Origin of the sequence: Micrococcus sp. HG099 (assembly GCF_024723355.1) — a bacterium.
GTDB classification, from domain to species: Bacteria; Actinomycetota; Actinomycetes; order Actinomycetales; family Micrococcaceae; genus Micrococcus; species Micrococcus endophyticus.
Genome location: NZ_JANQCJ010000002.1, coordinates 40,428 through 52,223, shown reverse-complemented (window position 1 = coordinate 52,223; position 11,796 = coordinate 40,428). Strand labels below are relative to the sequence as shown.

Below are 11,796 nucleotides of genomic sequence, written 5' to 3'. Positions count from 1 at the left end.
CCTTGGAGCCGGGGACGAGGTGGTCCACGAGGATCCCCAGCCGGCGTCGGGGACCGGGGTCGAAGGCGGCGATCGCCCCGGCGAGGTCGTCCACGCCGTGCAGGGGCACGACGACGACGCCGCGGCCCGACGGCACGGCGGCGGCGGCGGAGCCCGTGGACACGGCGGCGGAGCCCGCGGACACGGCGGCGGAGCCGGTGGATACGGCGGCCGAGGCGGCAGCCGACCCGAAGACGGCCCGGCCCGCGGAGAGTGCCGAGGCCGCCGATGCCCCGGCACCGGCCCCCGCTCCCCTGCCCACGGTCCGCGTGCTGGCGGTCTGCACGGGCAACATCTGCCGGTCCGCCTACGTCCAGCACACCCTGCAGGCCCAGCTCGCCGCGCTGCTGGGCGAGCGGGGCACGGCCGTGGTGACCAGCGCGGGCACGGGCCCCAACCAGGCGCTCGCCGTCCCGGAGCCGCTGCGCGAACTGTCGCCGAGCCGGCGGGTGCGCACCGCCCTCACCGAGCATCGTCCTCAGCAGCTGACCGCCGCGTCGCTGCGGGGCCAGGACCTCGTGATCACCGCGGCCGACGACCACCTGGAGGAGGTGCTGCGCGAGGACCCCGGGGCCGTGCGTCGCACCTTCACAGTTCGCGGCATCGGCACGCTGCTGGGTGAGCACGGCGAGGAGATCGCGGCGGCCGTGCCGCCGGGCGCAGGCCTGGCGGCGCTGGTGGACGCGATGGCGGACCTGCGGGTGCGGCTGATCGGCCGCGGCGAGGAGCCGGACGCGGACCTGCCCGATCCCTTCCGCGGCCCGACGGAGGGCTACGCCCAGATGGTGGAGACGGCGCGGCCGATCGTCGAGCTGCTGGCGTGGGAGATCGCCCGGGCGCTGGACGGGGACCTCGTGGAGGACGACGAGCCGACCCGAGCCTGAGGCCAGGCGGTCAGTGCGGGCTCACCCGAGGCCGGGGGCGGCCGGGTCCACCGAGGACTCGGGCGTCGCCCCGCGGCGGGCGGCGGCGAGGACCTGACGACGGCGCCGCTCCCGCACCTCGCTCTCCAGGGGGGCGTCGCGCTCGCGCAGCCACAGGCTCACGCCCGCGGCCACGATGAGCATGCCGGGGATGGTGATGAACACCTCGCCCAGCTGGGTGGCCGTCACGAAGACGACGGCGGCCGCCGCCTCCACGGCCACGCGGGAGGGGGTGCGCAGCCGGGTGCTGAACAGGCGGAGGCCGAAGAACGCGTAGGCGCCGAGGACCGCGACCAGCAGCACGACGCCGCCCTCCGTGTAGAGGCCCGCGTAGGAGTCGTGATAGAGCCAGGTGTCCCTGCCGATGGTCACATAGGCCTCCGTGAGCCCCCGGCCATGCCACGGGGTGGTCGCCGCCTTCGCCTCGGTGGCCTCCTGGATGGTGCCGCGCAGCCAGTCGGTGCCGGTGCGATCCGAGAAGATGCCGATGCGTGCCAGGTTCTCCTCGGCGAAGCCCACCGCCCAGCCCAGGACGACGAGGAGCACGACCCGGAGCCCGGCGGCCAGGCGGGGGGTGACGGCGAGCCACACCAGGGCGACGCCGAAACCGGCCATCGAGGTGCGCGAGCCGGTGAGGAACACGCACACGGCCGCGGCGAGCAGGATCGCGAGCTTCCACCGGCGCGAGCGCACCACGGCGAGCGCCAGGACGGGCATGGCCGCATAGTAGAGGCCGGCCACGTTCTTGTCCGCGAGGAAGCCCGTGAGGAAGCTGCCGTAGGGGGCCGGCACCACGCCGGCATAGAAGAGCGGCACGTTGGCCACCATCGCGGCGAGCAGTCCGGTGAGGACGGACCGGAGGTCGAGGCGGCCGCCGGCGATGCACCCGACGAGGCCGACCAGCGCGGCGATGCGCACCCAGCGGCGCAGCCACTCCATGTCGGGGATCCCCTGGTTCACGGAGACGACGGCCAGGAACACCATCACCGCGCCCGCCAGCACGGCGCTGAGCCCCAGGGCGGAGGTGTCCCGCCGGGAACGCCGACACAGGGCGAGGAACAGCAGGAGCAGCATGGCGGCCTCGTTGAGCGGGACGCCGAGGGGTCCCAGCCGGACGCCGAAGGCCTCCATGGCCAGGAGCGCGCCGAGGATCAACTCGGGGATGCGCAGCGGCTCCCGGGGCAGGCCGGTCGCGTCGTCCCTCGACCAGGCGGCGGTGCCGCGGGCGGCCTGACGCTCCTGCGCAGCCCGCGCCTCGAGGAGGGCGCGGTAGCGAGGGTCGGTGTCCACCGGTCCGCGTGTCTGGTGCCGCACGGCCATGCCCGCTCCTCTGCGCCTCGACGGCGGCTGTTGGCCGCCCCCGACCAGCCTAGACGAGTACCGCGGAACGGGCTGTCCTGCTTGTTAGAGTGAGCTAAGCCGCATCCCTTCGAGCCCGGGACACCATGAACATCATCGACTTCCTCCGCGTGCTGCGCGCGAACCGCCTGGTGATCCTGGGGTGCGCCGCCCTGGGCCTGGTGGCCGGCCTGGTCTACTCCCTGCTGCAGCCCACGCTCTACACGGCCACCTCCACCGGGTTCGTCACGGTGCAGGGCGAGGCCACCATCTCGGGCACGGAGACCGCACAGACCCGGGCCCAGTCCTACATCCCGCTGATCAACAGCCGCACGGTGCGGGAGAAGATCGCCGAGGGCGGGCTGGACACCGCGGGGGCGAGCCTCAGCGCCGCCGTCGTGCCGGGCTCGAACCTCATCACCGTCTCCGCCGAGTCGGAGGACCCGGAGCAGGCCGCCGCCCTGGCCAACTCCGCGCTCGTGGCCACCGCCGAGACGGCCAACGGCCTGGACCCGACCTCCAACGTGCAGGTCACCGCCATGGAGGACGCGCTCGCGCCGACCAGCCCGACCAGCCCCGACTACGTGCGCAACATGCTCTACGGGCTGGGCGCCGGCCTGCTGCTCGGGCTGGTCATCGCCGTCCTGCGGCGGATCCTCGACGTCAACGTCCGCACCACCACGGACGCCCAGGTGGCGAGCGGCGCCGGTCTGCTCGGCGCCATCCCCCTGGACGCCACCCTGAAGGCCGAGCGGGACGCCCCCCGGGGCGAGCCCTCCCCCCGCGCCGCCGAGGCCGTCCGCCAGCTGCGCACCAACCTGCGCTTCGCGGCGGTGGACGATCCGCCGCGCACCATCGCCTTCACCAGCGCCAACCCGGGCGAGGGCAAGTCCACCGTGATCGGCAGCCTGGCCCTCGCGGTGGCCGCGTCCGGCCAGCCCGTCATCCTCATCGACGCCGACCTGCGCCGGCCTCGCCAGGCCCTGCAGTTCGGGGTGGACGGCCGCGTGGGCCTGTCCGAGGTGCTCAACGGCGACGTGGCCCTGCAGGACGTCCTCGTCCCGGTGGGCGACCACGGACTGCTCCTGCTGCCGGCCGGCCGCACTCCCCCGAACCCCTCGGAGCAGCTCGGCTCCGCCCGCATGCGGGACCTCCTCACCGCCCTCGCCGAGACCCACATGGTGCTTGTGGACGCGCCGCCGGTGCTGCCGGTGACAGACTCGACCCTCCTGTCGACCGCCGTGGACGGCACCGTCCTGGTGGTGCGCCACGGCAAGGCGCGCAAGGAGCACGTGGAGGTGGCGCGGGACATGCTGGCCGGCGTGAACGCCCGCGTGCTCGGCGTGGTGCTCAACGGCACCCCCGCCTCGGGCGTCGGCTCGGACTACTACGGCGGCAGCTACGCCTCGAAGGGCGACGACTACCACGCCTACTACCAGGCCCCCCGGGATGCCCAGGAGGCCTCGTCCGGCGAGGCCGGCTCATCCACCGCCGAGCCCGACGCCGGTCGCTGACCCCGCGCGCCCCGTCGCCGCAGGCGGAGGGCCCTGCCAACTCCGTACGGCAGGGCCCCTCTCACGCCCTTGCCTTCGCGATTCGGGCGACTTGTCGGAGGTCATAGGCCCTCCGACCTCCGACAAGTCACCCGAATCGCAGCACTGCGGGTTCCTCGGCACGGCATGCACGACGAAGGGCCCCGCCTCGATGAGGCGGGGCCCTTCGTGAACTCACAGAACAGTCGGCCTCACTCGGCCGGAGGGGTCTCCTCGAAGCAGACCTTCGGGACCGGCACCGAGGGGCACATCTGGCCCGACGACTGCGGGGCCCCGACCAGCTTCACACCGATCGTGCCCTCAATGCAGCCGGACTCGTTCGACGAGTTGCCCGTGTTGTTGATGACGTAGAAGATCGTCAGTTCCTCACCGGGCGCAAGCGTGCGCTGGTCTTCCGTCAGCAGGACACCGCCCTTCGTCGGGTCGCCGTTGTACAGCAAAGAGGTGCCGGTGAAGGGCTTCTCGGGGTTCTTGTCGAACGTGACCGTCACGGTCGACGGGGTCAGAGTCACGGTCTCCTGCGTGTCGTTCTTGACCGTGACCCAGAATCCGTAGGCCTGCTTGATGCCGTTCTCGTTGTCGCCCGGGTTCTTGTTGTTGCCGGGGAACTTCACGACCTCGCCGACCTCGACCACGTCAGGGCAGATCGGGGACGCGGCGAATGCTGGGGCCGCAGAGACGGCGGCGACGGCGGGCACCGACCAGGCCAGGCCGGCGGTGACCTTGCGGCGGGAGAGGGATGAGGTGTTCTGCTGCATGGGCTTCACTCGTTTCGCGTTGAGGTGTGGCGTTCGCACCCGGCGAGGGCCATGCACCGGGGCGTCGGAGGCCTTAGTTCAGTGCGCGTCCATGAGCACGAGCTGTGCTACTCCAAGCAGAATTCTAGCCGCCGGACCGTCCCCGCGCCATCCATCGACCGCGAGCCACGTCACAGAGCACGGCATACACCCGCCGTTTCGCGCCTTCGCGGTGGCCCGACGGCACAGTGTTCACCCTGCGTCCAGACACCAGACACCAGACACCACCACCCCCACGAGCTGCCGCTCTCTCCCACTCTCGAGATCCGGGTGACTTGTCGGAGGTCGCGGCCCCTCCCACTTCCGACAAGTCACCCGAAATCGTGGTGGTCCACGTCGCGTCGTCCTGGAGGGTGTCGCCTCGCGCTGAATTAGGCTCAGGCCCATGACCGAGACGGGGACGGCGGACCAGCGCGCGGCGGCGCAGCCGTCCCTGGACCTCGCCGCCCGGGTCCGCCTGGGCCACGCCCGGATCGCCTACGTGATGGAGGAGGCGGAGCTCCGCGGCCTCCACGTGAAGGGCTACGCCACCGAGCCCGGCGTCTACCGCGGCCGACGCAGCAGCTCCGACGTGGACCTCCTCGTCCACCCCTCGGACGCCGCCGCCGCGGTCGAGCTCCTGGCCTCGCACGGCTGGGCCCCCGTGGCCGGCTTCTCCGAGGGCTCGATCTTCGAGCACGCCGCCACCCTGTGGCACGACCACCTGGGCTACGTGGACGTGCACCGCCTGTTCCCCGGTCTCGGCACGGACGCGGTCCGCACCTTCGACGCCCTGTGGGCGGAGCGCGCCATCCATGTGATCGCCGGCCGACCGGTCCCCGTGCCCGGCCCGGTGCACCAGCGGCTCGTGGTGATCGTCCACGCCGCGCGGGACTCGCACCGGGGCACCCTCGACGTCCGCCACATCAGAGACACGTCCAGCCCGGCCGAGTGGGACGCGCTGCGGCAGGAGGCGCGCCGGCTGCACGCCACGGCGGCCTGGCACGTGGCCACCGGCGAGGACGCGGACGGCATGGACGCCCACGACCTCGCCCTGTTCGAGGCGCTGCAGCACGACGAGAGCGGCCTGGACCTGTTCCGCACCCGGTGGCGCACGGCCCGCTCCGCGCGGGAGCGCGCCCGCCTCGTGCTGCACACGCTGCCCGTGAACCGCCCCCACCTGCAGATGCGCCTGGGTCACGCGCCCACCCGCGCGGACCTCCGGCGGGAGCAGCGCACCCGGATGGCCTCCCTCGCCCGCTGGGCCTGGACCCGGGGGGTGCGGCGTGGCCGCTGACCGTCTCCCCTGGACGTCCGGGACGACGTCGGAGCGCGGCTCCGCCTGGGTGGTCGCGCCCGGCGTCGCCTGGGCTCTGACCGACGGCGGCGACGCCGCCGTCATGCACCTGGAGCACGGCGTCCCGCTGCTGCTCAGCCCCACAGGCCACGCCGTGTGGGACGTCCTCGTGGGCGGCCGCACGCCGGAGGACGACCTGACCGCCGCGCCGCCGTCACCCCTGTCCGAGGAGGCCGTGGCCTCCGAGACGGCCGCGGCATTCGGCCTGGCCCCGGAGGACGTCGCGGCCGACGTCCACGTCTTCCTCGAGATGCTCGAGGCGCACGGCGTCGTCGTCCGCGTGCGGACGGCGTGACCCGTCTCAGCCCTCCGGCGCGAAGATCACGTCGATCACCTGCTGCGCCCACTCGAGCAGCGGGACGTCCACGAGGTCCTGACCCATGACCGGCTTGGTCTTGGGACGCGGGATGAGGACGCCGTTCAGGGCCGGCTTGACCTGGGCGCCCTTGTACATACGGGCCAGGCGCATCTGCCGGGACTCGGGCAGGTCCGCGGCGGGGCCGAACTTCACGTTCTGGCCCAGCAGCATGACCTCGGTGACGCCCGCGGCCCGCGCCCGGTTGCGGAACCGGGCGACGGCGACGAGCGCCTCCACCGGCTCCGGCAGCGGGCCGTAGCGGTCCTTGAGCTCCTCCACCACGGCGTCCACGGCGGCGTCGTCCGCGGCCTGGGCGAGGTTGCGGTACATCTCCAGGCGCAGCCGCTCCCCCGGCACGTAGTCGTGCGGCAGGTGGGCGTTGACCGGCAGCTCCACCTTCACCTCGGCGGGCGCGGTGTCCTCCTCGCCCTTGAAGTCAGCCACGGCCTCGCCGACCATCCGCAGGTAGAGGTCGAAGCCCACGCCGGCGATGTGGCCGGACTGCTCCCCGCCGAGCAGGTTGCCGGCGCCGCGGATCTCGAGGTCCTTCATGGCCAGCTGCATGCCGGCGCCGAGCTCGTTGTGGGTGGCCACGGCCTTGAGGCGCTCGAGGGCGACCTCGCCGAGGGGCTTCTGGGCGTCGTACAGGAAGTAGGCGTAGGCGCGCTCGCGTCCGCGGCCCACGCGGCCGCGCAGCTGGTGCAGCTGGGAGAGGCCGTAGCGGTGGGCGTCCTCCACGATCAGGGTGTTGGCGTTGGCGATGTCCAGGCCGGTCTCGATGATCGTGGTGGAGACGAGCACGTCGAACTTCCGCTCCCAGAAGTCCACCATGATCTGCTCGAGCCGGGCCTCGCCCATCTTGCCGTGGGCGACGGCGATCCTCGCCTCCGGCACCAGCTCGGCGATGCGCTTGGCCACCTTGTCGATGGTGGTGACGCGGTTGTGCACGTAGAACACCTGGCCCTCGCGCATCAGCTCGCGGCGGATGGCGGCGGTGACCTGCTGGTCCGAGTACGGGCCCACGGAGGTGAGCACGGGGTGGCGCTCCTCCGGGGCGGTGGCCAGGGTGGAGGTCTCGCGGATGCCGGTGAGGGACATCTCCAGGGTGCGCGGGATGGGCGTGGCGGACATGGCGAGCACGTCCACATTGGTGCGCATCTTCTTCAGCGCCTCCTTGTGCTCCACGCCGAAGCGCTGCTCCTCGTCCACGATCACGAGGCCCAGGTCCTTGAACTGCACCTGGTCGGAGAGCAGCCGGTGGGTGCCGATCACCACGTCCATCTCACCGTGGGCGAGCCCCTCGACGACCTCCTTGGACTCCTTGGCGGTCTGGAACCGGGAGAGCGCGGCCACCTTCACGGGGAAGCCGGCGAAGCGGTCGGAGAACGTCTGGTGGTGCTGGCGGGCGAGCAGCGTCGTCGGGACGAGCACGGCCACCTGCTTGCCGTCCTGCACGGCCTTGAACGCGGCGCGCACGGCCACCTCCGTCTTGCCGAAGCCGACGTCTCCGGAGACGAGCCGGTCCATGGGGACGGCCGCCTCCATGTCCTTCTTGACGTCCTCGATGGTGGTCAGCTGGTCCGGCGTCTCGATGAAGGGGAACGCCTCCTCCAGCTCGCCCTGCCACGGGGTGTCCGGGGCGAAGGCGTGGCCACGGGAGGCCATGCGGGCCGAGTACAGGCGGATGAGCTCGCCGGCGATCTCGCGGGTGGCGCGCTTGGCCTTGGACTTGGTCTGCGCCCAGTCCGAGCCGCCCATCTTGGACAGCGACGGCGTCTCCCCGCCCACGTAGGTGGAGATCAGGTCGAGCTGGTCGGTGGGCACGAACAGCCGGTCGCCCGGGGCGCCGCGCTTCGAGGGCGCGTACTCGAGCACGAGGTACTCGCGGTAGGACTCCTCGGCGCCGGGGGCGGTGCGCGGGCCGCCGGTGACCTTGCGGCGCTGCAGCTCCACGAAGCGGGCGATGCCGTGCTGGGAATGCACCACGTGGTCACCGGGCTGCAGGGTCAGCGGGTCGACGGCGTTGCGCCGCTTCCGGGCCAGCCGCGCCCCGGGGGCGCGCGTGCCCGCGGTGCGGTGCCGGCCGAAGAGGTCGTGCTCCGTGATCAGGGCGATCTGCGCGTCTGGGATCGTGAAGCCGGAGCCGACGGGCGCCGTCGCGATGGAGACCCGCCCCGGGGCGAGGTCCGCGGGCAGGGGCCCGTCCACCACAGCGGCCGTGAGACCGGCTTCCGTGGTGAGCTCGGCGAGACGGCGGGCGGAGCCGGGGCCGTCGGTGAGGACCACGGCATGCCACCCCTCCGCGAGCCGGACGCGGGTGTGGGCGAGCATGGCCTCGATGTCGCCCGAGAAGGTCTGCGGGACGCCGAGGGTGGCGCGCAGGGTGGCGGCGTCGGGCAGCAGCTCATCGTCCGAGACCAGCGCGGTGACGGACCAGAAGCCCTGGTCCTGCTCGAGGGCGGCCGCACGGAGCTCGGCCACCGTGAGGAAGCCTCCCGCGGCGGACTGGTCCGCTCCGCCGACGTCCACCGGCGCGGTCGCGCCCTGCGCGGCGCCGGCCCACGCGGCCTGGAGGAACTCCTCGTTGGTGGCCAGCAGGTCGTCGGCGCGGCCGCGCAGCCGCTCGGGCTCCACGAGGACGGTCAGCGACCCGGCGGGCAGCATGCGGGGCAGCGACGTCATGGCCTCGGCCAGCAGCGGCGAGAGGGACTCCATGCCCTCCACGGCCACGCCCTCGGCGATCCGGTCCAGCATGTCCGCGGCGGCGGGCATGGCCGGGATCAGCTCCTCCGCGCGCCGGCGCACGTGGTCCGTGATGAGCAGCTCGCGGCACGGGGGCGCGTACAGCTCGGTGGGGTGGCCCGAGCCGTCCTCCGTGGTGTCCTCGAGGGAACGCTGGTCCGCCACGGAGAACCAGCGCATCTGCTCCACCTCGTCGCCGAAGAACTCGATGCGCACGGGGTAGTCCTCGGTGGGCGGGAACACGTCGATCAACCCGCCGCGCACGGCGAACTCGCCGCGCCGGCTGACCATGTCCACGCGGGAGTAGGCGGCGTCCGCGAGTGCGGCCACCACACCGTCGAAATCGCGTTCCTCCCCCGTCCGCAGGGTCACGGGGCTCAGCTCGCCGAGCCCGGCCACGAGGGGCTGCAGCACGGCACGCACGGGGGCGACGACGATGCGCAGCGGACCCTCCGCGTGCTCCTCGGGGTGGGCGAGGCGGCGCAGCACGGCCAGCCGCGCGCCCACGGTGTCCGAGCGCGGCGACAGGCGCTCGTGGGGCAGCGTCTCCCAGGACGGGAACAGCGCGGCGGCACCGGCGGGGGCCCAGGCGGCCAGGTCGGTCACGAGGTCCTCGGCCTCGCGGGTGGTCGCGGTGACCACGAGGACGGCGGCATGCGCGCCGTGCCCCGTGGCGAGGGCCTCGGCGAGGACGGTCATCAGGGGCGCGCGGGCGCCGTCGGGCAGCCCGATCTCCAGCTCCGCGCCGCGGGCCTCGAGCGGGCGGGCGGCCGAGGCCGCGGCGGCCTCGAACGCGCGCTCGGCGCGCAGGCGCGCCAGCAGCGGGGCGAGGACGGGGACGGTGTGCGATGCGCTCACGCGCGGACCTCCGGGGTCGGGGTGTCGGATGCGGGGGATGGGGCGGGCGCGGGGGGCGCCTCGGCGGCCATGATGTCCCGGATCTCCTCGAGGAAGGCCAGGACGTCGTCGGCGCCGCCCACGGGGCCGCCGGCGGTGAGCAGGTCGGTGCCCAGCAGCACGGCCATGGGGTAGGAGGTGAGGCCCAGCCCGCGGGCCGCGGCGCCGTTCGGGTCGTCCGCCACGAGGTCCGCGGGGATGGCGCCGGTCGACGCCGAGGGCGCGGCCCCGGCCTCGTGCTGCGGCATGAGCACCCGGAGGCGCACGGGGCCGAGCGACGCGCGGAACTCGTCCAGGCGTGCGATCACCTGGGAGCACGAGCCGCAGCCCGCGGAGAGGCGCAGGGCCACCACGGCGCCCCGGGAGGCGAGGGCGTGCAGGCCGGTGTAGCGGCCGTCCTCGATCACGAGGGCGTCCGGGAACGGCAGACGCTCCGGCCCGTCCGGGTCCTCGGCGACGGCCTCGGCCGCAGTGGAGCCGGCGGGCGGCGCGGGGACCGCGCCGGGCGTGCCGGCGACGATGTCCGGGTGCGCCCCCGTGGCGGCCACGGGGCCCGAGGCCAGCACGGGGTCCGCGGCCGGCACGGACTCGCGGCCCACGAGGAAGGCGGAGACGGCGAGCAGCACGGACACGAGCAGCGCCCACGCCCACGCGCCCGAGCCGAAGGCGGTGAGCGGCAGCCACGCGACGCCGGCGCCGTGGACGGCCGGCGAGACAATCCCCTCCACCAGGGCCATCACGGCCAGGGCGAGGAAGACCACGTTGCGGACCACGGTCCACCGGGAGATCGGGGCGGCCGAGGCCTCGCCGAAGCAGCCGCACGAGACGCCGTCGCCCTTCGCGCGGACCACGAGGACGAGGAACGAGGCGAACAGGGCGACGGCGGCCAGGCCCACCACGGGGCGCAGCACGGTGAACGGGAGCACGAGCGCCGCGGCGAGCAGCAGCTCGAGCCACGGGAACGCGCGGGCCAGGGCGGGGGCCGCGAGCGGACGGGGCACCTTCAGACGCGTGAACGTGGCCTGCACGTCCTCGCCCGAGCGGAGCTTGGCCGTCCCGCTCAGGAGCAGGATGAGGGCCACGGCCCAGAGTGCCGGCATGGCGGACGCACCTTCCAGAAGGGGGTTCTCGCAGGGATCTCGCGGCTCGGCCGGGCGCGCAGCGGGCGGCCGGGGTCGCGGAGGCCAGCATATAAGGTGGGACATCGACGCCCATCGCCGTCGGCGAACCGGCGCGGAGCCGCGAGGCCGCCCCGCCGGGCGGGCCGTTCCGCGATCCCGAGGAGACACCGTGGCCTTTTCCGCTCAGCAGTCCATCCCGCACCCGCCGGCCGCCGTGGCCGCGGCCCTGGCGTCCGAGGAGTTCCACCGGTCCGTGGTGGAGCAGCTCGGCGGCTCCCTGGTCTCCTTCCGCGTGGAGGGCTCCCCCGAGGGCCCGATGACCGTCACCACCGTGCGCTCGGCCCCGGCCGACCGCCTGCCGGAGATGGCCCGGAAGTTCATCGGCTCCTCCCTGCAGGTGGAGCAGGTGGAGCGGTGGGAGGCCCCGGCCGCGGACGGCTCCCGCGTGGGCACCACCACCATCACCGTGCCGGCCGCCAAGGCCACCGCGGAGGGCGCCCAGCGCCTGACCGCCGCCGGCGAGGGCTCGCAGTACTCCGTGGACGGCACCGTGACCTGCAAGATCCCGCTCGTGGGCTCCAAGCTCGCCGCGAAGGCCGAGCCCATGGTCGGCAAGGTCGTGAACCGCCAGGCGCGCGCCCTGACCTCGTGGATCGGGCGTGACGGCGGGGCCGCAGGCGCCTGACCCGCCC

The 11,796-nt window shown here is 73.8% G+C and carries 9 protein-coding genes and 1 pseudogene; 5 read left to right on the top strand and 5 right to left on the bottom strand.

Annotated features, from left to right (window positions below; translation table 11 throughout):
- Positions 1 to 121: pseudogene (locus NWP10_RS00535) on the bottom strand (DUF3097 family protein); the annotation flags it as partial.
- Positions 122 to 197: 76 nt separating this feature from the next.
- Here NWP10_RS00535 and NWP10_RS00530 point away from each other — a divergent pair.
- Positions 198 to 923 carry a low molecular weight phosphatase family protein gene (locus tag NWP10_RS00530; RefSeq protein WP_258299496.1) on the top strand — a complete coding sequence of 242 codons (726 nt, stop codon included), beginning with the start codon at positions 198 to 200 and terminating at the stop codon, positions 921 to 923.
- Between the two features lie 21 nt (positions 924 to 944).
- Here the strand turns inward: NWP10_RS00530 and NWP10_RS00525 are convergent, their stop codons facing one another.
- Positions 945 to 2,252, bottom strand: a complete 1,308-nt coding sequence (locus tag NWP10_RS00525; RefSeq protein WP_258299494.1) for a hypothetical protein — start codon at positions 2,250 to 2,252, stop codon at positions 945 to 947.
- A gap of 155 nt (positions 2,253 to 2,407) precedes the next feature.
- On the opposite strand from NWP10_RS00525, the gene NWP10_RS00520 reads away from it, so the two are divergent.
- Positions 2,408 to 3,814, top strand: a complete 1,407-nt coding sequence (locus NWP10_RS00520; RefSeq protein WP_258299493.1) for a polysaccharide biosynthesis tyrosine autokinase — start codon at positions 2,408 to 2,410, stop codon at positions 3,812 to 3,814.
- Between the two features lie 230 nt (positions 3,815 to 4,044).
- Here NWP10_RS00520 and NWP10_RS00515 read toward each other — a convergent pair whose 3' ends face one another.
- Positions 4,045 to 4,611: a hypothetical protein gene (locus NWP10_RS00515; RefSeq protein WP_258299492.1), complete on the bottom strand. Its 567-nt coding sequence runs from the start codon at positions 4,609 to 4,611 to the stop codon at positions 4,045 to 4,047.
- Between the two features lie 424 nt (positions 4,612 to 5,035).
- Here NWP10_RS00515 and NWP10_RS00510 point away from each other — a divergent pair, with 424 nt between their 5' ends.
- Positions 5,036 to 5,926, top strand: coding sequence for a nucleotidyltransferase family protein (locus tag NWP10_RS00510; RefSeq protein WP_258299491.1), 891 nt, complete (start codon positions 5,036 to 5,038; stop codon positions 5,924 to 5,926).
- Complete coding sequence (locus NWP10_RS00505) at positions 5,916 to 6,281, top strand: PqqD family protein (RefSeq protein WP_258299490.1); 366 nt, start codon at positions 5,916 to 5,918, stop codon at positions 6,279 to 6,281. Before NWP10_RS00510 ends, NWP10_RS00505 begins: the two co-directional genes overlap by 11 nt.
- A gap of 6 nt (positions 6,282 to 6,287) precedes the next feature.
- Here the strand turns inward: NWP10_RS00505 and mfd are convergent, their stop codons facing one another.
- A complete protein-coding gene (gene mfd, locus NWP10_RS00500) occupies positions 6,288 to 9,944 on the bottom strand; it encodes a transcription-repair coupling factor (RefSeq protein ID WP_258299489.1) in 3,657 nt (1,218 codons plus the stop codon).
- Positions 9,941 to 11,083 (bottom strand): MauE/DoxX family redox-associated membrane protein, encoded by a 1,143-nt coding sequence (locus NWP10_RS00495; protein ID WP_258299487.1) that lies wholly within the window; start codon positions 11,081 to 11,083, stop codon positions 9,941 to 9,943. The genes mfd and NWP10_RS00495 overlap by 4 nt, the downstream gene beginning before the upstream one ends.
- Positions 11,084 to 11,273: 190 nt before the next feature.
- On the opposite strand from NWP10_RS00495, the gene NWP10_RS00490 reads away from it, so the two are divergent.
- The gene (locus tag NWP10_RS00490) at positions 11,274 to 11,789 is read left to right on the top strand and encodes a DUF2505 domain-containing protein (protein ID WP_158495048.1); all 516 of its coding nucleotides are present in this window, start codon (positions 11,274 to 11,276) and stop codon (positions 11,787 to 11,789) included.
- Positions 11,790 to 11,796 lie beyond the last annotated feature (7 nt).